Source organism: bacterium, from assembly GCA_040755755.1.
Classification (GTDB): domain Bacteria; phylum SZUA-182; class SZUA-182; order DTGQ01; family DTGQ01; genus DTGQ01.
On sequence record JBFLZW010000084.1, the window covers coordinates 21,760 to 47,468 of the forward strand.

The window sequence follows — 25,709 nt, forward strand, 5'->3', positions numbered from 1 at the left end:
GAGAATTTCTCCTTAAAATAAAATCCCATTTTCTCAATGCTCAAGGGGAAGGTTCAGGATGAAGATCAACATTAAAGATATCGTCGGCGAAAGAACCAACCTGGTTTTTACTGTTCCCGTTGCTCATTTTGATATTTCTCCTGACGAAGCTGTTCTCAGGAAAGATATCCAGGTCAACGTAAAGATTGAGAAAATCCGGAAAGAGATTCTCATCCGGGGAACTATCAATACTCAACTGGAATTGGAATGCAGCCGGTGCCTGAATCATTTTCTCTATCCGGTAGCTGAAAATTTTCAGACGATTTTTCAGCCCTTTTCGCCCAGAACACTGGATGAGGAAATCGAACTGGCCAAAGAGGACCTGGATATAGAGTTTTACCAGGATGACATAATTGATTTGACGGAAATCGTAAGAGATCAGATTCTCTTATCGATCCCCATGATACCTGTTTGCGAGCCAGCATGCCAGGGATTGTGTCCGCAGTGCGGCCAGAATTTGAATCAGGCACGATGTCAGTGCGTTACCGAGACTGTTGACCCTCGGTGGCAAAAACTGCAGTATCTGGCTAAGAAGAAAACACTCTAGGAAAAAACAAGGAGGAATACAATATGGCCCTGCCAAAAAGGAAAATCTCGAAAGCGAGGCGGGATAAGAGACGTACTCATTACAAGCTGTCTCCACCAACATACACGACCTGTCCACAATGTCAGGAGGCGAAACTTCCCCATGCCGTATGTCTTAACTGTGGGCATTACAACGGGCAAAAGATCATTGAAGTAAAAGAGAAGATATAGGAACAGTAGTGAGAATCGCCGTTGATGTGATGGGAGGAGATCGGGGCCCCAGGGTAATTGTGGAGGGAGCGATCCAGGCTGCCCGGGAGTTTGGAGTCCAGTTGTCGCTGGTCGGAGACCAAAGCACGATTGAGCACGAATTGGCGAGCTTCGATGTGCAGGGTCTGGATATCGGTATCAGGCATGCTTCAGAAGTGGTTGAAATGAATGAGCCTCCGACTATGGCCATCCGGAAAAAAAGGGACTCTTCCATCCGGATAGCTACCGAACTGGTAAGGACCGGTGAGGCCGATGCAGTAGTCAGCGCGGGAAATACCGGTGCTGCTATGGCTACAGCTAAAATCCTGTTAGGTTCCCTGAAAGGAGTAGAGCGTCCGGCTATAGCGACTATTCTGCCAACGGCCAAGAATATTGCCCTGTTATTGGACGTAGGAGCCAATGTCGATTGCAAGCCCCGCCATCTGCTTCAATTCGCTATTATGGGGTATACCTACTCCAAAGATATTCTTGGAATCATGAATCCGAGAGTCGGGTTATTGAATATCGGAGAGGAAGAATCCAAGGGGAATGAGCTCACCAAGGAATCTTTCAAGACACTCAAAGATGGCGGACTCAATTTTATCGGTAATGTAGAGGGAAAGGACTTATATTCCGGAAACGTGGATGTGGTTGTCTGTGATGGATTTACGGGCAATGTGGCCTTGAAGATCAGTGAGAGTGTGGCGGAGATGATCTCCTCCTATTTCAAGCAGGAAATTCCGAAGAAGTTTATCTGGAAAATCGGTTATTTTCTGATGAGACCCTGCTTTAAGGGTTTCAAAAAAAAGGTGGATTACGACGAATACGGAGGGGCTCCTCTTCTGGGGATCAATGGCGTCTGTATCATTTGTCATGGCAGGTCCGGTGCAAAGGCGATCAAAAATGCCATTAAAGTGGCAATAGGATTCATCCAGCAGAATGTAAACTGTCACATCCAGAATTCTCTGGCCTTCCCCCCTTCCAAGGAATTCGAGAACCACGGGAAAGTTGCCCAAGAGAATTAGACCATCCCCGATTAAATCCATGATATGCAGCACGGTACAAAGTGAAAAGAGATGAAATCTGCCTATATTGCAGGAACAGGTTCTTATGTTCCCGAAGAAGTAGTTACCAACTTTGCTCTGGAAAAGATTGTCGAGACGAGCGATGAGTGGATTCGCACCCGGACCGGTATTTCAGAGCGTCGAATTGCCCGGGACGGAGAACCTACTTCGGACCTGGCAGCCCAGGCAGCCCAATCCGCGTTAGAGGATGCAGGGCTTGAGGCCGGGGATGTGGATTTGATCATTACGGCCACGGTAACGCCCGATATGGCCTTTCCTTCGGCTGGATGCATGACGCAAAGGAAAATCGGCGCGGTCAGGGCAGCGGCTTTCGATGTCTCTGCCGCCTGTTCGGGATTCATATACGCACTCAGTATTGCTGATCAATTCATCAGGAACGGCCGGTATGCGAACATCCTGGTCATCGGTGCCGACACTCTTTCCAAAATAACCGATTGGACGGACCGCAACACCTGCATCCTGTTTGGAGACGGAGCCGGGGCTGCGGTTCTGAAGGCTACGGATGAGGAGCGGGGCATACTTTCCACCCATTTATACTCGGACGGGACCCTGAGTGAGCTGCTTCAGGTACCAGCCGGGGGATCATTGCGGCCGGCTTCCCGCGAAACCCTGGAAAACCGGCTGCATTACATCACCATGAAGGGAAATGAAACTTTCAAGGTGGCCGTTAAAGCCCTGACTGACTCTATCCAGGCCGCAGTTACCCATCAGGGGATCACCTGCGCTGAGGTCGATCTTTTCATTTTTCATCAGGCCAATGCCCGGATTATTCAATCCGTGGGAGAGCGGCTGTCCATCCCGGAGTCCAAGATGCCGTTGACTATAGCCAGGTACGGTAACACCTCTGCGGCCAGTATTCCCATTACCCTGGATGAGCTGAACAGGGCTGGAAAGATTCACCGGGGAGATCTCATCTGTATGGCTGCTTTCGGCGGTGGGTTGACCTGGGCTTCGAGTGTGATAAGATGGTGAAATTGCTGGATATCCAATGAAATGAAGAAATGAAGAGAGGTGAGGAATATGGATTATTTTCTGACTGAAGAGCAAGTCATGATTCGGGACCTGGCCCGCCAGATCGCCCGGGAGAAAGTTTTGCCGATCCGGGCTGAGCTGGATGAAAAGGAGGAATTCCCCTGGCCGGTTATGCAGAGTCTGGCTGAAGCGGATCTTTTCGGTGTTTATCTGCCTGAAGAATACGGCGGGACTGGCGGCGGAGTTTTTGAATTGTGCCTGGCAGTCGAGGAACTGAGCCGGGTCTGCGGCGGAGTGGCGGTCTCGTTTGCAGCCAGTGCTCTGGGTGCTATTCCGATTCTGTTATTCGGCAATGGCCAGCAGAAGGAAAAGTACCTGCCGGAAATCGCCCGCGGCAGGAAACTGGCTGCCTTTGCACTCACTGAAGCCAATGCCGGAAGCGATGCCGGAGGGATTCAAACCACGGCCAGGCTCGAAGGTGAGGAATATGTTTTAAACGGAACCAAACAATGGATTACCAACGGCGGAGAGGCGCAGGTTTATACGGTCATTGCCATGACCGACAGAGCCAGGGGAAGCCGGGGAGCCAGTGCTTTTATTGTTGAAAAGGGTACACCCGGATTTGAATTCGGTAAAAAAGAGAAAAAAATGGGGATCAGATCCTCCGCCACCCGCGAGCTGGTGTTTACCGATTGCCGGATCCCGAAAGAAAATCTCCTGGCCAAAGACGGCATGGGTTTTTTAGTGGCCATGAAGACCCTGGATACCTCCCGGCCAGGCATCGGAGCCCAGGCTCTCGGCATTGCCCAGGGAGCCCTTGATGAGGCCATTGAGTATGCACGGGAAAGAGTTCAATTTGGAAAACCGATCTCCTCTCTTCAGGCTATCCAGCATATGATGGCTGATATGGCTACCCAGGTCGAAGCGGCACGGGCTTTAACCTATGCTGCCGCCCGGTACATCGACAGCGGGGCCAAGGATGTATCGAAAATATCGGCCATGGCCAAGGTATTCGCTTCCGATGTGGCCATGCAGGTAACCACCCAGGCAGTGCAGATTCTTGGCGGATATGGCTACATGCGGGACTATCCAGTCGAGAAAATGATGCGGGATGCCAAGATCACCCAGATTTATGAGGGAACAAATCAGATCCAGCGCAATGTCATCGCCCTGTCGCTCATCAAGGAGAAGGCCCAGAAGAAATGAAAATCATTGTCTGCATCAAACAGGTGCCGGAAACGGGAAATGTGAAGATCGATCCGCAAACCAATACCCTGATTCGCAGCGGCGTTCCCAGCATCATCAATCCGCTTGATATGTACGCCATCGAGGAAGCGCTTCGGTGGAAGGAGAAACTGGGAGCAGAAACGCTGGTATTGACCATGGGGCCGCCACAGGCTGAAGAAGCCCTCCGTGAGGCTGTCTCGATGGGCATCGATCAGGCTATATTGCTGAGCGACCGCCGGTTTGCCGGTGCCGACACCTATGCTACCGCCTATACCCTTTCCCTGGCTGTCCAGAAGCTTGCCCCCTTTGGCCTGATTTTCTGCGGCAAGCAGGCGATCGATGGAGATACCGCCCAGGTTGGCCCCGGTCTTGCCGAGCATCTTGGGATTGCGCATGTCGCATATGTGAAAAAGATCGAAGAGATTGACCAGGAGAAGGGTATCATAAGGGTTCAGCGTCTCATGGAAGATGGTTACGAGGTCCTCGATGTCCGGCTGCCTGCGCTGTTAACTATGGTGAAGGAAATCAATGAGCCCAGATTTCCCTCGCTCAAGGGGAAAATGCGGGCTAAAAAGCTGGAAATTCCCATCTGGGGAGCGGATGATCTGGGTGGAGAAATGGCGGATTTCGGCCTGTCCGGGTCGCCGACTCAGGTAAAAAGTATCTTCGCCCCGCCTGCCAGAGGGAAAGGGGAAGTTTTTACCGGCGAGGCCGCGGTGATGACGCAAATGCTGCTGAAAAGGTTACGGGAACAAAAAATTATATAGGAAAGGAGTCAGGAGTCAGAATACAGGAGCCAGGAGAGTGAGGAGTTGCTCTCCACTCCCTCGCCCCCTTTTTTGGGGGAGAGGGCCGGGTGAGGGGGGCTTTTATTTAACCAGCCGCGCAATTCCCGCGTATTTATTCTGACTTCTGTCTCCTGACTCCTTATAAAAAAGGGACCACATGGGTATTATCATTCAACAGGATCGTTGTACTGGCTGCGGGGAATGCGTTTTGGCCTGTCCCCTCGGGGCCATTAGTCTTGTCAATAACCGGCTTCAGATCAATGAGCAGTGTATTCTCTGCCAGGCGTGCCTGAATGTCTGTCCAGCGGAGGCTCTTGTTCTCGAAGAGGAGAAAAAAAGCAGGCCATCGCCCAAAGACCGCTCTTGTGAAGGGGTTTGGGTTTTTGGAGAGCAGAGGCATGGGACCATATCGGAGGTGGTCTATGAACTGATGGGTGAAGGAAGACGTCTGGCAGACAAGCTGGGCACCCATCTGGGGGTGATTGTCTTAGGGTCCGGCATGAAGTCAGAGGCTGAACAGTTGCTGCATTACGGGGCTGATCATGTCTATCTGGTCGATCATCCTGACCTTGCTGATTTTCATGATGATTCTTACACCAGGGTCTTCAGTTACCTGATCGAAAAATATCAGCCGGAAATTGTCCTGAGTGGAGCAACGGCCATCGGGCGCTCTTTTATTCCGAGAGTGGCTGTCCGGCTTAAAACCGGTTTGACAGCAGACTGCACAGCTCTTGATATCGACCTTGACCAGCGCCTTCTGCTGCAAACCCGGCCAGCGTTTGGCGGCAATATCATGGCCACGATTACCACCCCGCTGCACCGGCCCCAAATGGCCACCGTGCGGCATAAGGTTATGAAAAAAGCCGCCTTTTCCGCTGTTCCCCACGGGACGCTGCGGATTGAAACCGTACCCGAAGACCTGATATCGCCTGAGACAAAAGTTGTATCCCTGGTCAGGGATCTGACCGAACAGGTCAACCTGACCGATGCAGACATCATTGTTTCCGGCGGAAGAGGACTGGGAGGACCTCAGAACTTTCAGTTGCTGCACGATCTGGCCCGCGCCCTGGGAGCTGCCGTCGGTGCATCGCGGGCTGCTGTGGATGCAGGCTGGATTCCCTATTCACACCAGGTAGGCCAGACAGGTAAGACCGTCTGCCCCAAACTCTATATTGCCTGCGGCATCTCAGGGGCGATTCAGCATCTGGTCGGGATGCAGTCCTCCAGCACCATTGTAGCCATTAACAAAGACCCGCAGGCGCCGATCTTTTCAGTAGCTGATTACGGGCTTGTCGGAAACCTGTTTGAGATTGTGCCCTCCCTGACGAAAAAGTTGCAGGAGGCACGGTAGAAAGGAAAGGAGTCAGGAGCAGGAGCCGTTATTCTGACTCCTGACTCCTGAAAAGAATTGGGATTGACAACAAATATACAACCTGCTATATTTGCCGTCAGTATAGCTATATGGCGGGTATTACAGCAGGCGCTCAGCCTGTTGAGTTAAAGGATCGCGACTTTGATGAGGGATAGCTTTTATTATTCCAGGAAAGCGGCAAATCTGCCGTATCCTCAATTTAATCAGCGGGAAGAGGCAGGCTATATTCTCATCATTTCTTCATGTCTTATCTCTTTTACCTTAATCCTTTTAGCCGCAGGATATCTGAGTCTTCAGGCAAATCAGGTGTATCAGCTTGAGAGGGAAATCTGTTCGATCAGGGCTTTTTATATTGCCCAGGCTGGATTGAAGAAGATTGCCAGGGATCCGGATGCGTTGCAGAAAAACCTGAGCCAGGAACCGTGGCTAGGTTCCTTTGGGGAGGACGAAACGTACCAAGGGGAAAAGGTGCCGGACAGCAATCCTGTTCGGATCGTTGTTTCGGGAGCGTGCAGAACTGAAGATGGGCATATAGTGAGGCGGATTCTGGAGGCAACGTTGAGCCCGGGGAGAAGGGAATTGCCTTTTACCCTACCGGCGGTTTATGTTGAGAGTGAGCCCAGCTTCGCCGTTATTCCCGGGGATATCTATGGCAAATGCCTGGATATTGATAAAAATAAATACTCTCTGGCCATCCAGAGTGCAGGTAGAATTAGAAATGAGTTATTCTATACCATCCCGACCTATTTTCACGACGAATTTATTTCATTTCTTACTTTAGGATGCAACCAGGGTGTAAATTGTAGATCTGAAGATAATTATTATAGGAAAATGGAGACCAGGCATGAAGAGGAAGGAAATGGCTTACGGCTTTTATTGCCCACCACCACAAATGCCGCGCTTACCAAGTCACCTCTCTTGCCAGGCAGGGATCCGGAGTATGACTGGTACTATCACGATGCAACCAATAATATCGAATACCGCGGCACAGCGGGCAACGCACGAGGGACAGGGGCTAGAGCCGAGGTTGTTGTCAACCATGAGTATAATCTGTCTGAAGGGAACTATTACTTAACCAGGCTGGAATTGAGGCCGGACGCCAGGCTCAAGGGGACGGGTAAGGTAAAAATTTTTTGCGTTGGAGATATGTTACTGGGAAAAAACAGCCAGATCGGAGATCCAAACCATATCGGCAATCTCACTATCCTGGGTTATAGTATCGGTGATAACCCGCAATTTAGACTTCAGGAAAACTGCCGTGTCTACGGATCGATCCTGGCTCCTGGCTGTGAGCTTTTAATGCAGGCTGGAGTTGATATCCGGGGTGGGATTGTGGCCTGGTCGATGACCAACGATCTGCAGGGAAGCAGCAGAAGACCCTGGAAGATCGCATTCGATCCAGCCTTTGAGGAAGCAGTCAGCGAATCTGTTCCATCATCAGGAGCCTCTCTCCTTGCCAATTGGCGGGAGCGCAGGGCTCCAAACTGATATCTGCCTTCACCTTGGTACTGTTTTACGAACAAAAGTGCCCAAAGAGCAGGAAAGTGAAGAGGAATTATGAGCTTAAACAATAAGGTTGCTTTTATTACTGGAGCAGCCCAGGGAATCGGAAAAGAGACCGCTCTGACCCTGGCCCGAAAGGGGGCGATAATTGTTGCCGTTGATCTCAATAAAGAATTGCTTCTGAAAAACGCTGATGAATTCCAGAGCCTTGACCGGGAGTATTTTCCTCTGGCCATGAATGTCACCGACGAGCAGGAAGTGAATGATGCTGTAGCCAAGGTTATTGAACAATTTCAACGAATCGATATTCTGGTCAATAACGCCGGTATCACCAGGGACTCTCTTATTCTCCGGATGTCTGAAGCTGCGTGGGATTCCGTGCTCTCGGTTAATTTGAAAGGGGCTTTTCATTGTACCAAGGCTGTTGCCCGGGTTATGTTAAAGCAAAAAAAGGGAACCATTATCAATCTGGCTTCCGTGGTCGGGCTTATGGGCAATCCGGGACAGGCGAATTATTCGGCCTCAAAGGCAGGGTTGATAGGCCTGACCAAGACGGTAGCCCGGGAGTTGGCCGCCAAGGGAATTACCGTAAACGCTGTAGCTCCCGGCTATATCGATACCGATATGACCAGAGCTTTACCCCAGGCAGCCAGAGAGAAACTTGAAGATGCAATTCCGCTGAAAAGATTGGGAACTGTCCAGGATGTAGCGCAGGTTATCGCTTTTCTGGCTTCCGATGAGGCGAGTTACATTACCGGCCAGGTTATCAATGTCAACGGCGGAATGTACATGTGATTAACTTAATTACTAATTCTCCGTACGGAAAGATTTGAATTTTAACTCAAGGAGGTAAAAAAGATGGCAGCTTCAATTGAAGATCGAGTGAAAGAGATCATTACGGAACAGTTGGGAGTGGATGAAAAAGAAGTTACACCAGATGCTTCTTTTATCGATGATTTGGGTGCAGACTCTCTGGATACCGTTGAGCTGGTTATGGCCCTGGAGGAAGAGTTTGACATCGAGATTTCCGATGAAGATGCGGAAAAGATCATTACGGTAGGTGATGCCGTTAATTATATTACTGAGAATGCTAAGGAAGATTCTGAATAAGGAGCAGGAGGAACATTGGAAAGGCGGGTTGTTATAACCGGTCTGGGGGCAGTAACCCCAGTGGGCACGGGAGTTGATAAATTCTGGAAGGCGCTGTGTGCTGGTGAGCCGGGAATTGGGCCGATTACCCGTTTCGATGCTCAAAATTATCCGACGAGGATCGCTGGCGAGGTGCATGATTTCAATGCTGAAGACTTTATACCCAAAAAAGAAATCAAGAAGATGGATCCCTTTATCCACTATGCGCTTGCTGCCTCAGATATGGTTATGGAAGATGCAGGTATCAAGATTGACACTGATGAATCCTCGCGCTTTGGGGTATTGGTTGGCGCAGGTATTGGTGGGCTTTCAACCATTGAAAAATACCATGAGCTTGTTTTGCAGCACAACGGCCCCAAAAAGATCACTCCTTTTTTTATTCCCATGCTGATTATCAATCTGGCCTCAGGCCAGATTGCTATTCGCCATGGACTGAAGGGACCAAACTCCGCGGTTGTTACCGCCTGTGCTACCGGCACGAACGCCATTGGTGATGCATTCAGGATAATCCATCGTGGAGATGCCGACGGCATGATTACCGGTGGAGCTGAATCGGTCATCACCCCAATGGGAGTGGGAGGGTTCTGTGCCATGAGGGCACTCTCGTGCAGAAACGATGAACCTGCACGAGCAAGCCGTCCCTTTGAGAAAGACCGCGACGGCTTTGTGATGGGGGAGGGTGCCGGTCTCCTTCTTCTGGAGGAAATGAACCATGCTGTCAATCGGGGTGCAAAAATTTATGCTGAAGTGATCGGCTATGGCATGTCCTGTGATGCCTATCATATCTCTGCTCCGGACCCGGAGGGAAACGGTGCTGTCCTCTGCATGCAAAATGCCTTGCGGGACGCCCGCATTGAACCTTCTGAAGTTCAATACATCAACGCTCATGGAACATCGACGGAGCTCAATGACCGGAGTGAGACCGAAGCGATAAAAAAGGTATTCGGCCCTCATGCCTACCGGCTGCTGATCAGCGCAATCAAGTCCATGACCGGACATCTTCTGGGAGCTGCCGGTGGAGTTGAAGCTGTCGCTACTGCTTTGACGATTTTTCATGGGATCATTCCGCCGACGATCAATTATGAAACTCCTGATCCTGCCTGTGATCTGAATTATGTTCCCAATAAATCTCAGCGCAGTGATGTGCAGGTGGCTCTTTCGAACTCGTTTGGTTTTGGGGGAACTAATGCTACTCTCGTGTTGAAAAAGTTTGAACCTTGAAAGCTCATTCTGGCTCTTTCAGGAAGTCGATTCAAGAGAAACGAACTATTTAACACAACAAAATTACTTATGGATGAAGATCGAATCAATTGTTTGAAAGAATTACAAGACAATATCCAATCTCAATTTAAAAATCCAGCCTTTCTTAATCAAGCCCTGACCCATAAATCATATGCCAATGAAGCCAAGGACAGAAACCTCGTTATCGAAGATAACGAGCGGCTGGAATTTCTCGGCGATGCTATTCTCTGCTATGTAATTACCGATTTTATCATGGAAAAGTTTCCCGAATATACCGAAGGAATGCTCTCAAAGCTGCGGGCTCACCTTGTCAGTGAGAATACTCTGGCCTCTATAGCCATGAAAAGTAACCTTGGGAATTATCTCCTGTTGGGGAAGGGGGAAGAAAGCAGCGGCGGAAGATTAAAAAAATCTATCCTTGCCGATTGCCTGGAGGCTGTGTTTGCCGGAATTTACCTGGATCAGGGACTGGAGGCTGTGAGGGCATTTATTATCCAGAACTTTCAACCCTACATCGAAGAGGCAACTCAAAAAAATTACATCCCGGATTTTAAGACCATTCTCCAGGAATATGTGCAGGGGAAGCTCAACTGTACACCGATTTATCGAGTCACAAGCCAGAATGGCCTGGATCATGAAAAAATCTTTGAAGTGAAATTGACCATCGATCAAACTACCTATGGAACCGGAGAGGGCCGAAGCAAAAAAGAGGCCGAGCAGAAAGCCGCCTACCATGCCTTAAAAAAGATGAACATTGATGGTTTGGACTTCTAAATAGTAAATATTTTAGACCACGAAACACACGAAATACACGAAAGTATTTTCTGTGCTTTTCGTGTGTTTCGTGGTTAATATTCTTTTCTCTTCTCATTGAAATTCAAAAGGCGCCAGTCTCTCGAGAGGCTGGCGCCTTTTTTTATTTCAACCTTTCGCTCTCTTACAACGACCACCAGGGTTGTACATCCAGGGTGAAGTGTGCTGTGCTCCAGGCTCCATGCGTATCGTAAGCGGTAATCTGCACCTGGTAGAGGCCAGGGAAGTAAGTCAGGAACGAGAAGACAGCACCGCCTCTATACAGACCGTAGGCTGCCTCGCCGCTCAGGCTTTGATCAGCATTAAGCTGATCCTGTATGCCCTTGCCCGAGAGCTCTGTAACCATGCCGATATTGCAGGAGTAGTAGAGAGGCTCTATGTCAGGATCATAGAATTCAACCGGAATGGAAAACAACTGACCTGCCAGCGCAACCTGGGGGCTGTCGATATCTTCTCCCAGGACTGGAGGATGATTCAACCAACTGCCGGGATTAGCCACAACAAGAGTATATTCACCCACGCTGCTGAGGCCACGGGTATCTCTGGCAATCACTACGATTCGGTGAACCCCCTCAAATTGAGGATGAAAGCTGATATATGGCGTGGTGGGATCGTGAATGAGATCCTCCTGATAGGGTCCATATCCATAATAAGGCATTCCATCGATAAAGGCAGTATAGGTGACGTTGCCCCAGAAAGTTCCAACCCCGGTAGAATCGGATTTCCCGTTTTGATCTGGTTGATTATCCTGATCATAACAAACGAAATATTTCTCATACGGCTGGGAGCTTCCGAGAAGATAGAAATCATCCTCAAGTTCCTCCAATCGGGGAGGATGATTGACTACCGGGTAATTCACCACAGTTATTGGAAAAACCTCTACATCGCTTAATCCCATCCGGTCGGATACCCGGACAGTTATTACCATCTCTTCCAGGTATTGCGGAATATAGGTCAGCATTACCACATTGGACAAGACCTTCGGATCATCAATGCTGCAGGGCATAAGGTATTTGTCTCTATAAAGAATCGGAGTAATCTCATCCACAAGTTTTACCCGGGTGATAAGGTTTTGAGCAGCCGTTCCCTGTGCACCCCAGCCACCGATGTTAGCGGTAAAATGTAACTGAGGATCTCCTACCGGCGGGGGAGATACATCGATATCGCTAGCTTCGATCACGAGATTGAAAGGAGCGAAAAGCTGGGCAAATTGAGGACCGATCTTCTGAAGTTTCGGCGGATGGTTGGTAATGAGGTTCTTGTTGTTATGAAACCAGATATTATCGATACGGTATCCGTTACCATAGATTCTGATCCAGAGTACCCTGGATTGGCCTCCCCCGAATGCCTGGGAATCATTATCGGTTCCATCATCCGCCAGGTCAAGATCCTCATCCATATCCCGCATCACCATGTGCCAGGTCCCGTCTTGATATTGCCGTCCGAGGTTGACCACGATGTAGGCCGGATTCTTCTCCGTATTTCCTCCTGCCGGGAATCCTCCTTCTACCAAAGCGGGGGGCTCTCCCTGAGTACCGAGGGGACGATAACCTAAAACTGCATAATGGCCACTTGCGGTAACAAGCCCTACCTGGAATTCAAATTGGTCCCATTGTTCCAGGCCGAGCCTTGAGGCAATGTTAAAGGAGATGGCCTGGTGATCGGTGACAGGCTGAGGTCCCGTTGATGTCGAGTAGGCAATGTTCTCATTCATAACCCAGAAGCGTTCCAGGCTGTTGAATACTGAAGGATTGGATGACCAGACTTCCATGACGCGGCTGCCCTCGGTGTAATCGAGGATAGTATGCATGCTGCCATATCCGACGCCATAACCAAAGTAGGGGTAGGCATAACTGGAAGTTTTCCACCCCCAGTTTTGGGGATTATCCCAGTACTCAAAATCCTGCCAGCGAATTGTCTGTGTTGTCTGGGCCAAAACCCTATGGCAGCACAAAAGAACAATAACGCCAAGGAGCAGCCCAAATATTTGTTTTTGAACCTTTGATTCTCTCAAAAATTTAATCTTCATATCCGAAACTCCTTCCCTCTTTGGTCTAAGACTGCTGTTTTTTCCTTCTTTATCCATTTAATAAATATAAAAAATGTAAAATGAGTTATTTTTTGTTAAGGTGTCGTTCTTTTTCCTCTCGACCATGATATTGCCTTTTTCATGTCTGCCAAATATCCTCGTGTTCTTTCGATCTTGAAATTGTCTCCCGCACATCTCCCCCAGAGCCAGGTTGTGGATCTCCACTTCCCTTCACGGGGGTCGAAGTGGCTGAGAGCGGTACTGTTGAGTCTGGCATCCTGTTTGTTCCCTCCAAAGGTAATGATAACGTCCTGAGCACACAAGTGCTTATCAGGTCCATCCGGGACGGAAATAATATTGCGGCCACTATCGAGGTTGATTGTGGGTGGTGGAGCGATAGTAAAGGGAGGAATGCGAAGGTTAGAGACTTCCTTATCCAGATACAATATATATCCGCGACCGGTTTCGATTGCGAAGTCATTGCCTTGAAAAGAATTGCTGTTGGGATCAATATAGAGTGTTTTTCTCCCGATCCCCCCTGTTCCAATCGATGTCTGGCTGTGCGGTTCGCGGGGGAAAAGCACCAGGAACTCTGTGGCCGTATCACAAGCCTTGAGAGGTGTCCCTGGATAAGCGAATAGATTCATGCCTGCCGGAAAAGGATACTGGTGGTTCGACAGCCCGATGTTGACCTCCCGGTCTTCCCCGCCAGTAATAGAGACAGGAGTGATAAGAATGTTGGGGTCATCCATATGCGACGAATCGATATTTTGCAGGACCGATGTCAGTCGGTTGGTTTCCCATTGGCACCAGTTTTCCGCCTGCTTAAAGGCAATGACATTGTCATACATCTCGTTGAAATATCCACCGGTAACTTTATTCGGATCATAAACGGTATAAACAATAAATTCCGAATTTGGGAGATTGGATATGGTGAAATTCCCTGCCGTGTCAGTAATGGCGGAGCTGGGAATCTGGCCAACGTCACGAAGGTGTTTGATATCGAGGGCACGCACCGTAATATTAGCCAATCCTTTTTGAGGGTCTTCATCCAGGTAAATCCGGCCATGAATTTTTCCTGTTCCCTGACCGGGGATAAACGGTGTTAAGGTAATAGTTCCGACATTCCTGTTTTCTCCCAATTTTAAATTCGTCAGAGTCTGCTCCACCACGCTGTAGCCGTCCTTGGCAATGCGAAGGATCACCTCCCCCGAAAGCAGCTGGTGAAAAGAAAACTCTCCGGTGGTTGGATTGATAGAGGCAGAGTTGATATGCTCATGGTTTTTGGTCAGCAAGATGGCAATCTTGGGCAAATTGCCTCCCTGGACAGCCACCTTGCCGCTGATAGAAGTTTCCGCCAGGGTAAAGTTAATCTGCTTTGATTCTCCTTCCCCCAGTGAAATTATCTCTTCCTTGGTGGAAGTGGCATTTTGACCGTAGAAAACACTAAAAATATCAACACTCCCAATCCTTGAAAAGGCCCGTACCTTATACCCGCCTGGCTTGAGGAACTTAAAAGCATAACCTCCATATTTTCCGGTATGGAAAACTACCGGCTGGTTGGCATCGGGATCAGGAACGTTCATTACCTTGGCCGGAATGACAGATCGGCTTATTGGCTGGTTATTGACGGGAACGATTTCCACCTGGATGCCCTTGATTCCCTGGTCACTGCCATCGGCTTGCGTAAAATAGGTAATCTGCGGGTTAGCAGGATCCCGGCGGTTCGGGTCCCTGCCAATATCCAGGTCCGATTGGCCGCTCTGACCTTCCTGAACTGATTGAACGTAAAAAATGTGAGAGGTCACTTCCCTGGTATTCGGATCGGTAATGATACCGAAAATCATGCCCGCACGACCAAACGAGTCAAAATGTACCGGTTCCGCTCGTGGCTTGTCACAGGAGATAACCACAGTGCTGCTTTTCGGGAGAAAGCAGGATATTGGATTGATGGAATACGTCAGATACGGAGTTGTGATTTCGAAGTCATAAAAGAACTGGGCATAATCTTCCACCCTGAGAGTGTAATTTCCCGATGGCAGCGGCACTTTAGCATCGGGTTTTAAAATATAATCTGCCAGATCAAGGGAGTAATGCGTTGTATTGGGATCACTGAAAATTCCCTTCCAGGGTGGATTTTCAGGCGGGAAGACCATGGAGGTTTTGGCCTTATAGTTAATCGTACCATCCAGATACAAGACAAACCCATGATTGTGAGGCAAATCAACGGTGACCGGAATACTCCCTCCCTGGCAGAGAGCGAAATCCCTGGTGATTTTCTGGTTGGGGGCAATCCCTATTTTGTTTCCATCTCCCCATTGCCCGGTTTCAGAATAAAGCCAGTAGTGTTCCTCGTAACATTCGCTGACATAAAGATTGCCAGGATCCTGAGCGCACAGATATATCTCCTGCCATCCCGACAGGTTCAGATTCAGGGTATAATACCCCTTGCTATCGGTTACCGTCTGTTCGATAGGGGTAATGCCGACAGGGTTATAAGCGGTAATCTGTATGCCGGCAAGCCCCTGGACCGAGCCTGAACCAGGATATTTAATCACCCGTCCGCTGATTACAGCAGGCGGAGCGCTTGCCGTGGTGCCATTATGTGCCCGGGCGAGACAGAAAATTACCACCGGCAAAGCGATAAAAAGAGGATGTACCTGAAATGGAAAACCTGTATTTTTTCGTAACTGCATGGAATAATGCTCCTATTCCTCGTGGACGGTTCATATTCAATTGCGGGCAAGATTTTATTCCTTAAAATTAAATGCAACACCCATGCCATAGTCCGGTATTGAATGGCAACTGCTGATCTTCCTACCCCTGGTCACGATAAGATTTTAGTTCGAGAGCCTTGAAAAACACTTTCCCCGGAGGGATGAAACTTCAGACCGCAGCCAGGATCCGCTGAACGACTATGAAATTCTCTGCATAATTATGAAACGATATTCATAATGAGAGAGGACCATCATCATAATTTATAGAGATTTACCTATCGGAAATTCAATACTATTTCTCCGTTCAGTCGGATTGACATTACCCGTATGAAATGATATCCTCTCATACTTAGGCTGATAAGAATTTATTATGGTCTGACTCTTAAGGAGACGAAAGTATGGATTATAGCCTTACTCTTAATTTACCGAAAACCAAGTTTCCCATGAAAGCAAATCTTGTCCAAAAAGAGTTGGAGCTGATCGAGTTCTGGGAAAAAAGATCAATTTATGATAAAACGGTAAACCGCAGGACAGAATATGGTTCATTTATTTTACATGACGGTCCTCCCTATGCCAATGGGCATATTCATATCGGGCATGCCTTTAACAAGATATTGAAGGACATTATCATCCGGTCTAAAAATATGGCCGGTTTTCATGCTGTCTACATTCCCGGATGGGACTGTCATGGCCTGCCGATCGAGCACGAGGTTGATAAAAAGCTCGGCCCCAAAAAGCAGCAGACCAGTAAATATGAAATCAGAAAGCTCTGCCGGGAATACGCTCAAAAGTTTGTTGACATCCAGAAAAAAGAATTTCAGCGGCTCGGTGTTTTCGGGGACTGGGACCATCCCTACCTGACCATGAATCCTGAATATGAATCAGCCATTGTCCGGGAATTTGGCCGGTTCGTTCATAACGGCGGGGTCTACCGGGGTCTGAAGCCCGTCTATTGGTGCTCTTTCTGCCAGACGGCACTGGCTGAAGCCGAAGTGGAATATGCTGACCACGCTTCACCTTCGGTATGGGTAAAATTCCCCGTCCGGTCCGGCTTCCGGGAGAAATTTCCTGGCCTGGCCGATGAGGCCGCCTGGTCGGTCCTGATCTGGACAACCACTCCCTGGACGCTTCCCGCCAATCTGGCCATTGCTGTTAATCCCGACTATGAATACGCCGCCTGCCAGGTCGCAGATGAGGTCTGGCTCATGGCCAAAGATCTGGTGGAGCAGACCATGCACAAGGCAAAAATTTCCGACTATCGGATTCTCAAGACCTTTCCCGGCAGCATGCTCGAGGGGATCGTCGGTCAGCACCCCTTCTACGACCGGGAGTCGCCGGTTGTACCGGCTGCCTATGTTACGCTCGAACAGGGGACAGGCTGTGTGCATATCGCTCCCGGTCACGGTCAGGAGGACTACGAGGTTGGCCAGCGTCATGGGTTTTCCCCCTATGCACCAGTCAATCATGAGGGGAAATTCACTTCCGAGGTTCAATATTTTGCCGGATTATCTATTTTTAAAGCCAACCCTGAAATTATCCGCCTCATGCATGAGCGGGGAACCCTCATTTTCGAAGAGACCGTGGTCCATTCCTATCCTCATTGCTGGCGCTGTAAAAATCCGGTCATTTTCCGGGCTACGGAGCAGTGGTTCATTTCCATGGAGAAAAATGACCTGCGGGCGAAAGCTCTTGAGCAGATCCGCCGCATCCGGTGGATCCCCAAATGGGGTGAAAACCGGATTACCGGAATGGTCACCGACCGGCCGGACTGGTGCATTTCCCGGCAAAGGTCATGGGGAGTGCCGATTATCGCCTTCTCCTGCTCGTCGTGCCAGTATACCATCATGGACAGTGAGATCATTAACCATGTGGCTGATCTGGTGGCCAGTGAAGGCATCGATATCTGGTTCCGGAAAGAGCCACAAGAGCTTCTGCCCGATGGGTTTACCTGTCCGAACTGCCAGGGTGTGGAATTCACCAAGGATATGAATATCCTGGATGTCTGGTTTGAATCAGGGGTCAGCTATGCCGCTGTCCTTGAAAAAAGACCGGGCCTGCATGTTCCGGCCGATCTCTACCTTGAGGGAAGCGATCAGCATCGCGGCTGGTTCCAGAGCTCTCTTCTGGCTGCCGTGGGTACCAGGGGAGTACCTCCCTATCGATCCGTCCTGACGCATGGATTCGTGGTCGATGGCGAGGGAAAGAAGATGTCGAAATCTGCCGGAAATGTTGTTGCCCCGCAGGAAGTAATCGAGAAACTCGGGGCAGATATCCTGCGCCTGTGGGTCTGCTCCGAGGATTACAAAGACGATATCCGCATCTCGGATGATCTCATCCGGAGACTTTCGGATGCCTATCGCCGGATCCGAAACACCTGCCGGTACCTTCTCAGCAACCTTGAGGATTTTATCCCGGAAACCGACCGGGTTCCCTTTGATCAGCTTGAGGAGATGGACCGATGGATCCTGCACAGGTTCCAGGAGCTTACGGCCAGAGTCCGCAAGGCCTTTGAGGAGTACGAATTTCATATTTTCTTCCACGGGCTCCATAATTTTTGTACCGTTGACCTCAGTTCCTTTTACCTGGACGTATCCAAAGACCGGATGTATACCCGGGGGAAGGCATCCCTCAGCCGGAGGTCAGGACAGACGGCAATGTATGAGATAATTCTGGGCATGGTGAAACTGATGGCCCCGGTCCTCTGCTTTACCGCAGAAGAGATATGGAAGTATCTGCCCGCATCAAAAGACCTGCCGGAGAGTGTTCATCTGGCCTCCCTGCCAGTTCCCTGCGAGGATTACCTGGATAATGATCTGGCCCAGAAGTGGGAGACCCTTTTGCAGGTTCGAACTGAAGTCTCAAAGGTACTGGAAGCTGCCAGAAATGCCAAGCTTATCGGCCACTCCCTGGATGCCCGCGTGGAATTGATCCTGACCGATCCCAAGTTGCACGATTTTCTGAAAGGGTATGAGGAGCTTCTGCCCACAATCTTTATTACTTCATCCGCATCACTTGAAGCTGCCGCAGCCGCACCGGATGACGGTGACGGCTACACGCGCAGCAGCCTGTTCGATCAGCTCTATCTGAAAGTCGCTCACGCCGAAGGAGAAAAGTGTGCCCGGTGCTGGAAGTTCAGCCCCCTGGTCGGTGAATCTTCCGAATACCCGGATCTGTGTGATACCTGTATCTCGGTGTTGAAAAGCATGCCCCCCGATCAGTTGCCCAGCAGGGAGCCTCAGCCAGCGGTTGAGCCGGGAGAGTCAAGCCGGTGAGATCCCTGAATATGAAATCCCCGAAAGCGGCTTTGTCCATCCTGGCTGCAATTCTGGCCCTGGACGTGGGAACCAAATATCTGGCTCAGGCTTTCCTGAGCCGGATTCATTCCCTGGCCATAATCCCCAACTTTTTCCATCTGACCTATGTCGAAAACAGGGGAGCTGCCTTTGGTTTTTTAGCCGAAACCAGTGCCCGGTTCCGTATCCCGTTCTTTATTTTCATTTCTCTGGTGGCCATTGTGGTGATTGTTATTCTTTACCGGAAAGCGGAAGGAGGGGCCTGGATCCATCTGGCATTGATCTTTATTCTGGGAGGCGCACTGGGGAACCTTATCGACCGGCTGCGGTTTGGCTGGGTAATCGATTTTCTGGACTTTCACTGGTACCACCATCATTGGCCTGCCTTTAATGTGGCTGATACCGCCATCTCCATCGGAGTGGGCATGCTGATTATCGATATGTTTTTGAGCAAGAAAGGGAGAATATCCGGTGCATCCCATACTTTTTAAGCTCGGTCCGGTTACCATTTACACCTATGGTTTTTTTATTGCCCTGGCTTTTATTGCCGGTATCCTCTGGGCTTCGCGGGAAGCCAGACAACTGGGGGAAAATCCGGAGCGGATCATGGATCTTGGATTTTTCATCACCCTTGCGGCTATCATCGGCTCCCGCATCCTCTTCATTTTCCTGAATATCCAGGAATACCTCGAGCATCCGGGGAATATCGTAAAAATCTGGGAGGGAGGGCTGGTTTTTTATGGCGGATTGATCGCCAGCATTCTGACAGGATTGTTTTACCTGAAAAAGCACCGCCTCCGGGTCTGGAAATATGCCGACATTCTCGCCCCGGCCATTGCCCTGGGGCAGGGCATTGGCCGAATCGGCTGCCTGATGGCCGGTTGCTGTTATGGAAAAGAAACCTCCTGTCCCTGGGCTATCCGCTTTACCGATCCCCATAGCCTGGCTGTGCTGAACGTTCCGCTTCATCCAACGCAAATTTATGAGGCCGTCGGTGCCCTGCTCATATTTGGCCTTTTACTCGGATTGAGAAAAAAGAAAAGCTTTGAAGGACAGATCTTCTGGACGTATATTGCCTTGTATTCAGCGCTCCGGTTTGTGATTGAATTTTTCCGCGGTGATGAAGTCCGGGCCTTCTTCTGGCATACCCTTTCCCTTACTCAGGTTATCGGGATCGCTCTTTTTCTGAGCTCCCTCTATATGCTCTGGACCTTGAAAAAAGTGGCTGCCGGGCGCTGAGAAGGTGAAACCCGGTACCGGCATCTTGTTACCAGGCCGTGAAAATCCGGCCGTCCGTCCCATCCGGCCCGATCAAACTACAACCAGTGACTAAGAATTCCCCTGTATCTTACTCATGAACTCCCGATATATCTCTTCGCTCAGTGATTTATTGGTGTACAATTTTTTTAATTCTGCTTTTGCCTGTTCAGAGGTAAGGACTCCTTCACAATACAGATTGTACAAAGCTTGGGCCATTCCCTCCTGTCGTCCTTTTTCAATGCCTATTCTTTCGGCAGTAGTGATATAAGCCATTTTCTTTTCCTCCTCAAATGCCCTGATCTCATCTTGAAACTGGCGAGAAAGCTCCTTCGGTAAAACAAGCAGCCAGTCAATGAAGCGATAAAGGTTAAAAATATCTCCTCGACTATACCCTTTGTTATACAGCATCTTAACCAGGCTCAGCTTCCATAGGAGCCTGCTCTGATAGTCTCTTTTTGTCTCTAAGCTCTTAAGATGAGCCAGCACAATGATCCCAAAGGGATTGCGGCTGGCCTCAAGCTCCTCCTCTCGATATATGATTGGAAAGAAAAAAGATACAAACTCCTTGAAGTAAATTTCTATAGCTTCCTTCCAGCCGCTATCGCTGTCTTCGTAGACGATTTCGTCGCTGGTCGTAAGGTTGATCTCTGCCATCAGGATTGCTCTCCACCAATAAAATCAATCTCTCTACAAAAATTTATTTACCAAAAGGGATCGGCTGCTTCATACCTGAAAAACCTGTCATTATTATATTGTATCTAATTTTTTGGATATTTGCCACCAGGATATCTGATCACTCCACCTCGCACATCATTAATCAGGGGAAATATAACCCTTGTTGTGGTTGGTGGCGCGAATGGAAGGCTTAGACACGATGAGTATACCAATGGGCGCAGCCAATGGCTCCGGCAAACTGGCCGTGGGGAAGCACCAGCACCTGCCGGGGCTTGCAGTTTTCCCGGATGATGTGCTGAATGGCCTCGTTCCGGGAAACCCCTCCGGAAAGAACGACAATCTCACTTGAAAACCGGCTGAGCATGGGAGCGATCCGGCGAAAAACGGAAAAGTTCACTCCGGCACACAGCGAGGGCAGGGGAACGCCTTCCACGAGCTTACCGATCAGCTCTGACTCGCCGAATATAGCGCAGGTGGAATCAAGCTCGACCGGGTCCCGGTAATATCGCCCCAGCTCTTCCACGCTGAATCCCAGGACCCTGGCCATATTTTCCAGATACCGGCCGCTGCTGGCTGCACATTTATCATTCATGATAAAATCAACCACCTTCCCATTCTCAACCAGCACCACTTTGGAGTCCTGGCCGCCGATATCGACCAGGAGAAAGTCAGATAACCCGGTCAGGTACCGGGCTCCCAGGGCATGGGCCATGATTTCCGGAATCTGGTGGGAATTCTCGAAGGTGAGTGAGTTGCGTCCGTACCCGGTCGTCACGACCGGATAGCAGGGGTTTTGGGCAGGACCGATAGTCTCATCCATAATTCGCAGCTTTCCCGGATCGACCTGGCGGCAGGCGCGATAAAAGGCAATCGTCTCATGACTTTCCATCTGCCGGATATCGCCATTCTCCAGAAGAACGATCTTTACCTCTCTGCTGCCAAGATCCATTCCCCAGACCAGCTCGTGAGCTTCCATAGATTTATGCCCCCTTTCTCTCTTTCAGGACCTGCAGGAAACTTTCGATCCGGATCCTGGTCCGGGCATCGATCCTGCCGGGGTTATCCCCCTCCAGGGTGAGGACCGGCAGGTTGATGGACTTTCGGACAATAAGATCCTCTAGGCGATGAAAGCAGAAGGACTGAACATAATGAATCAGGCCGTCGATCCGGCGCACTGCAAGCTGTTCCCTGATATCGGCAATCCGGGCAAAGACATCGTACGGGTAGGTATAGCGCCGGTACTGCTCCACCAGGTCTTCCCCCTGACCGCAGGCGGGCATGCTGAACTGGCGCTGCACCTCGTTGAAGACAATGCGGCCCTCCAGCGACTCTACCAGAGAGTAAAGATCAGTGAAAATCGGGGGCACGCCGATAAATCCCAGCCGGATTTTCTCCGGCATCCGCTCTCTGGTGCAAATTTCATCCAGGAATTGATCGACCTGGGCCTCGAAGCTCTCAGGGTCTCCCTGCATATCGCTGCAACTCACCTGGTAATAATGGTTTTCAAACCCGCTCACCACTCCCTCGTCCCAGGTCATCCGGTCAATCCGGTGCACCTTGAGGCGGATGGCATCGAGCCTCTCCTTCATGGCCAGAGCGCTCTCCCAGGAACATCCCAGGGACTTCAAAAAGCGCTCCATCTGAAGCCTCAGAAGCTCCTCGTCCCGGTCATAGGGATAGGCGAAGGGAATGACCCTGACCCCCTCAAGGCTGAGCATTTCGATCAGGGCCTGAGTGTTGCTGCAATCTCCCTGGGTCACGGCCACCATTTGGGAGATTCCCTCCTGCAGGGCAACCGAGTATATCCCCTTGATCCAGGCGCACAGATTCCGGGGAAAGCCCTGAATCTCAGCCTGGTGAACCAGGTGCAGGGAATCGCGGCTCATGAAAAGATTATTCAGATCGACCGGCGCATATCCTGCGGCCAGGATAATTTCAAGGGGCACTGTGGTGGTGATGCCGATTTTTGGAATATTGGGTATATCTGGCACGGTATATATCTAATAGTATGTATCTTGAGCTTGGAGTATGCCGTATGCTATACTCTGTGCATATTTATGCGATAACAGAACGAGTTATAATACCATATCTTCCCGGCAGTGGCAATTCTTTGAAAACCACAGCAGATCTTCCCCATGTTCCAAGAAACTTGATAGAGAGATTATTCAACAAGTGAAAAAATATGCTCAAAGGAAAAATATGAGCTTATCAAAGATGGTAGAGAAATATCTTAAATCGCTAACCATAAGAAGTGCATTTTTCTCTTTACATTCCTCCCGTAAGATTTTATAGTAATCCGGTCTGATCCGGAGGGAATTCAGGCCGGAATCTCAACCGGTATTCGCGACGGAATTTTTCGCAATCCAACCCGCAGGATAAACCGCAATGAAAAAGAAAGGGGGGGAATATCATCAAGTAGTTACCTGTCCATCGTTCTATCAGCAATAGTGAGAGGCAATTTCTGAGGGGGAGGAAAGTGCACTATGAGCTCAACAACCTTAAACGAATCAATAAACTCAGGGGTAGGTTTAACGATGACCGTATACAGTAACTTAAAAGAATTGCTGGATAGTATTAAAGATGGGGTATCTATTTCGGCTGGCACACTGCACATTACTGACCGGGAGTTGTTCAGGAGCCGGTTGATCGATGAACTGGCTTTGAATGCAAGCCTCAATGATGACCAGGCCGTTAAGCAGGCCAGCCAGTGGATTATCTGGGAGGCAGCACGGGAATTCGGCATTTTCCCTTCGTCCATTCAGGAGTTTTACGAAGCCAGAGGAAGGGATGAATTTGAGGGAATTACGGTTCCGGCGATCAATATTCGCGGGCTTACTTACTATGTGGCCCAGGCGATCATCAAAACCGCTCTGAAAAACCAATCCAAATCATTCATTTTTGAAATTGCCAAATCAGAAATCGGCTATACCTTCCAGCCACCGGCAGAATATGCCTCCCAGTGCCTGGCTGCGGCCATCAAGACCGGATACGTCGGCCCGATTTTCATCCAGGGGGATCACTTCCAGGTCAACGCCAAAAAGTACAAGGCTGATCCGGAAGCTGAAATCAACGGGCTCAAGAAACTGATCAGCGAGGCGATCGAGAGCGGCTTTTACAACATTGACATTGACAGCTCCACGGTCGTGGATTTGAGCAAACCTACCATCAGGGAGCAGCAGAAGGATAACTACACCATCGCTGCCCAGCTTACTGCCTATATCCGGCAAATCGAGCCGCGGGGGATCACGGTTTCCGTAGGCGGTGAGATCGGCGAGGTTGGCGGGAAAAACAGTACTCCGGAAGAGCTGACCGCTTTCATGGACGGCTATCGTGAAACCCTGCGCCAGATTGATCCTGACCTGGAAGGAATCAGCAAGATCAGCGTACAGACCGGCACGGCGCACGGCGGAGTGGTTTTGCCCGATGGAAGCATTGCCGAGGTAAAGCTGGATTTTAATACTCTGGAAACCCTGTCCAGAATAGCCAGAGAGGAATACGGCCTGGCCGGGGCTGTTCAGCATGGAGCGTCAACCCTGCCGGATGAGGCGTTCCACCGCTTCCCTGACACCGAGACTGCCGAGGTCCACCTAGCTACAGGATTCCAGAATATCGTCTATGAGAGCAAAGCCCTGCCGCAGGAGCTGCGGACCAGGATCTATGACTGGCTGAAGACCAACTGCGCCAGCGAATGGAAGGAAGGGCAGACCGAGGAGCAATTCATCTACAAGACCCGCAAGAAAGGGTTTGGCCCATTCAAGAAAGAGCTCTGGATGCTGCCGCCTGAAACAAAAGAGGCCCTCAGCCGGGAATTGGAGACGCAACTGGATTTTCTCTTCAAGAAATTGAATGCCAATAACACTCAGTTGCTGATCGAGAAGTATATCAACATGCAGGTGATCCCGAAACAAATCCCCCAGGACCTTCTTGCTCTTACCGGCACTTCTGCCAGAAAGTGCAGTTGCTGTCATTAGGGATTAATCACTCAGGGTTTGTCATTCAGGACTTTTCATTCAGGATCATAAACAGGGCGCAAGGGGTGATTTTCCCCTGCGCCCTCTCTTACACTGCTGCCTTTTGCACCCGATTGTGCAGACTGTCCTTCGGAGCCCTGCCGGAGCCTATTCCTCGCGGGTATTCCCCACCGCGGCAAGGGCAATAGAAACAGCATGGAGGATGAGGCCCGGCAGAAAATATAAGGTGTATCCTGCCGCTACGACCAGAAGCCACAGGAAACCTCTGGCAACCCTGCCCCGATAGATATGTCCTCCGCCCGGAACCAGAACCGACAAAGCTGCCGCTATGGCCGGATTCCATTTTGCCTGAGAACGGCTTGACGCTGCGGCCTTTAACTCCGGGTCGAGAAACTCCCCACAGTATCTACACTTTTTCGCCTCCATGAGAATTGCTTCAGAGCAAAACGGGCATTTTTTCAGCAGATTTTGAACTTCCGACTGGATATCCGATTGTGTTGGTGAACTCGTGCTCATTGGAACCTCCCCTCTTTCGCTGGAGCTGGTATTGTGTGTGAGTCTCTTTTTCAGGGAGTCCTTCCTGCATATTACTCCCCATAGTTTCTTTTCTGCATAATGAGCAGATTTATTCGGAATGGTACTTTACAGAATGAGCTGTGCGAATATCCCTATCCCGAATGGCACTTACATAAGCCAAGCTTATAATATAGAGAGGACACAAAGCACACAGGGAAAAAAGATCTCCCGCAGAGACGCAGAGACGCAGAGAACAACCAATCCGGCAAGGTCCTGATGAAAGT

23 protein-coding genes are annotated in these 25,709 nt (G+C 49.8%); 17 read left to right on the forward strand and 6 right to left on the reverse strand.

Annotated features, from left to right (window positions below):
* The first annotated feature begins 58 nt into the window (after positions 1–58).
* The 12 genes from AB1611_21785 (at position 59) to rnc (ending at position 10,925) form a co-directional block, all read left to right on the forward strand.
* A complete protein-coding gene (locus AB1611_21785; GenBank protein ID MEW6382203.1) occupies positions 59–586 on the forward strand; it encodes a DUF177 domain-containing protein in 528 nt (175 codons plus the stop codon).
* Positions 587–609: 23 nt separating this feature from the next.
* Positions 610–795, forward strand: a complete 186-nt coding sequence (rpmF, locus tag AB1611_21790) for a 50S ribosomal protein L32 (protein MEW6382204.1) — start codon at positions 610–612, stop codon at positions 793–795.
* An 8-nt stretch (positions 796–803) separates the two neighbouring features.
* A complete protein-coding gene (plsX, locus tag AB1611_21795) occupies positions 804–1,838 on the forward strand; it encodes a phosphate acyltransferase PlsX (GenBank protein ID MEW6382205.1) in 1,035 nt (344 codons plus the stop codon).
* Between the two features lie 51 nt (positions 1,839–1,889).
* Positions 1,890–2,870 carry a beta-ketoacyl-ACP synthase III gene (locus AB1611_21800; GenBank protein ID MEW6382206.1) on the forward strand — a complete coding sequence of 327 codons (981 nt, stop codon included), beginning with the start codon at positions 1,890–1,892 and terminating at the stop codon, positions 2,868–2,870.
* 48 nt (positions 2,871–2,918) lie between these two features.
* On the forward strand, positions 2,919–4,076 hold the full coding sequence (locus AB1611_21805) for an acyl-CoA dehydrogenase family protein (GenBank protein ID MEW6382207.1): 1,158 nt from the start codon (positions 2,919–2,921) through the stop codon (positions 4,074–4,076).
* A complete protein-coding gene (locus tag AB1611_21810; GenBank protein ID MEW6382208.1) occupies positions 4,073–4,864 on the forward strand; it encodes an electron transfer flavoprotein subunit beta/FixA family protein in 792 nt (263 codons plus the stop codon). The genes AB1611_21805 and AB1611_21810 overlap by 4 nt, the downstream gene beginning before the upstream one ends.
* A gap of 178 nt (positions 4,865–5,042) precedes the next feature.
* Entirely contained in the window at positions 5,043–6,236 is a 1,194-nt protein-coding gene (locus AB1611_21815) for an FAD-binding protein (GenBank protein MEW6382209.1), read from the forward strand.
* A 165-nt stretch (positions 6,237–6,401) separates the two neighbouring features.
* The gene (locus AB1611_21820; GenBank protein MEW6382210.1) at positions 6,402–7,745 is read left to right on the forward strand and encodes a hypothetical protein; all 1,344 of its coding nucleotides are present in this window, start codon (positions 6,402–6,404) and stop codon (positions 7,743–7,745) included.
* A gap of 69 nt (positions 7,746–7,814) precedes the next feature.
* A complete protein-coding gene (gene fabG / locus AB1611_21825; protein ID MEW6382211.1) occupies positions 7,815–8,555 on the forward strand; it encodes a 3-oxoacyl-[acyl-carrier-protein] reductase in 741 nt (246 codons plus the stop codon).
* Between the two features lie 63 nt (positions 8,556–8,618).
* The gene (acpP, locus tag AB1611_21830) at positions 8,619–8,870 is read left to right on the forward strand and encodes an acyl carrier protein (protein ID MEW6382212.1); all 252 of its coding nucleotides are present in this window, start codon (positions 8,619–8,621) and stop codon (positions 8,868–8,870) included.
* A 15-nt stretch (positions 8,871–8,885) separates the two neighbouring features.
* Positions 8,886–10,130 (forward strand): beta-ketoacyl-ACP synthase II, encoded by a 1,245-nt coding sequence (gene fabF / locus AB1611_21835; protein MEW6382213.1) that lies wholly within the window; start codon positions 8,886–8,888, stop codon positions 10,128–10,130.
* 93 nt (positions 10,131–10,223) lie between these two features.
* Positions 10,224–10,925, forward strand: a complete 702-nt coding sequence (rnc, locus tag AB1611_21840) for a ribonuclease III (GenBank protein MEW6382214.1) — start codon at positions 10,224–10,226, stop codon at positions 10,923–10,925.
* A 163-nt stretch (positions 10,926–11,088) separates the two neighbouring features.
* Here rnc and AB1611_21845 read toward each other — a convergent pair whose 3' ends face one another.
* The gene (locus AB1611_21845; protein MEW6382215.1) at positions 11,089–12,993 is read right to left on the reverse strand and encodes a hypothetical protein; all 1,905 of its coding nucleotides are present in this window, start codon (positions 12,991–12,993) and stop codon (positions 11,089–11,091) included.
* A gap of 95 nt (positions 12,994–13,088) precedes the next feature.
* Positions 13,089–15,689 (reverse strand): hypothetical protein, encoded by a 2,601-nt coding sequence (locus AB1611_21850; protein MEW6382216.1) that lies wholly within the window; start codon positions 15,687–15,689, stop codon positions 13,089–13,091.
* A gap of 419 nt (positions 15,690–16,108) precedes the next feature.
* On the opposite strand from AB1611_21850, the gene ileS reads away from it, so the two are divergent.
* The 3 genes from ileS to lgt are packed head-to-tail and all read left to right on the forward strand — an operon-like array spanning position 16,109 to position 20,242.
* Positions 16,109–18,982 (forward strand): isoleucine--tRNA ligase, encoded by a 2,874-nt coding sequence (gene ileS / locus AB1611_21855; protein MEW6382217.1) that lies wholly within the window; start codon positions 16,109–16,111, stop codon positions 18,980–18,982.
* A gap of 11 nt (positions 18,983–18,993) precedes the next feature.
* The gene (gene lspA / locus AB1611_21860; GenBank protein MEW6382218.1) at positions 18,994–19,494 is read left to right on the forward strand and encodes a signal peptidase II; all 501 of its coding nucleotides are present in this window, start codon (positions 18,994–18,996) and stop codon (positions 19,492–19,494) included.
* Positions 19,475–20,242, forward strand: a complete 768-nt coding sequence (lgt, locus tag AB1611_21865) for a prolipoprotein diacylglyceryl transferase (protein ID MEW6382219.1) — start codon at positions 19,475–19,477, stop codon at positions 20,240–20,242. The genes lspA and lgt overlap by 20 nt, the downstream gene beginning before the upstream one ends.
* Before the next feature lie 90 nt (positions 20,243–20,332).
* Here lgt and AB1611_21870 read toward each other — a convergent pair whose 3' ends face one another.
* The 3 genes from AB1611_21870 to AB1611_21880 all read right to left on the reverse strand — a co-directional run bounded on the left by AB1611_21870 (position 20,333) and on the right by AB1611_21880 (position 22,911).
* Positions 20,333–20,917, reverse strand: coding sequence for a hypothetical protein (locus AB1611_21870; protein MEW6382220.1), 585 nt, complete (start codon positions 20,915–20,917; stop codon positions 20,333–20,335).
* 211 nt (positions 20,918–21,128) lie between these two features.
* Positions 21,129–21,914, reverse strand: coding sequence for an acyl-CoA dehydratase activase (locus AB1611_21875; protein ID MEW6382221.1), 786 nt, complete (start codon positions 21,912–21,914; stop codon positions 21,129–21,131).
* A gap of 4 nt (positions 21,915–21,918) precedes the next feature.
* A complete protein-coding gene (locus tag AB1611_21880; protein MEW6382222.1) occupies positions 21,919–22,911 on the reverse strand; it encodes a 2-hydroxyacyl-CoA dehydratase family protein in 993 nt (330 codons plus the stop codon).
* A gap of 55 nt (positions 22,912–22,966) precedes the next feature.
* On the opposite strand from AB1611_21880, the gene AB1611_21885 reads away from it, so the two are divergent.
* Together AB1611_21885 and AB1611_21890 are read left to right on the forward strand one after the other, a co-directional pair.
* Positions 22,967–23,230, forward strand: a complete 264-nt coding sequence (locus AB1611_21885; protein MEW6382223.1) for a DUF6364 family protein — start codon at positions 22,967–22,969, stop codon at positions 23,228–23,230.
* Between the two features lie 242 nt (positions 23,231–23,472).
* On the forward strand, positions 23,473–24,909 hold the full coding sequence (locus tag AB1611_21890) for a class II fructose-bisphosphate aldolase (protein ID MEW6382224.1): 1,437 nt from the start codon (positions 23,473–23,475) through the stop codon (positions 24,907–24,909).
* Positions 24,910–25,056: 147 nt separating this feature from the next.
* On the opposite strand, the gene AB1611_21895 is transcribed toward AB1611_21890, so the two are convergent.
* Positions 25,057–25,425, reverse strand: coding sequence for a DUF6677 family protein (locus tag AB1611_21895; protein MEW6382225.1), 369 nt, complete (start codon positions 25,423–25,425; stop codon positions 25,057–25,059).
* Positions 25,426–25,709: the final 284 nt, after the last annotated feature.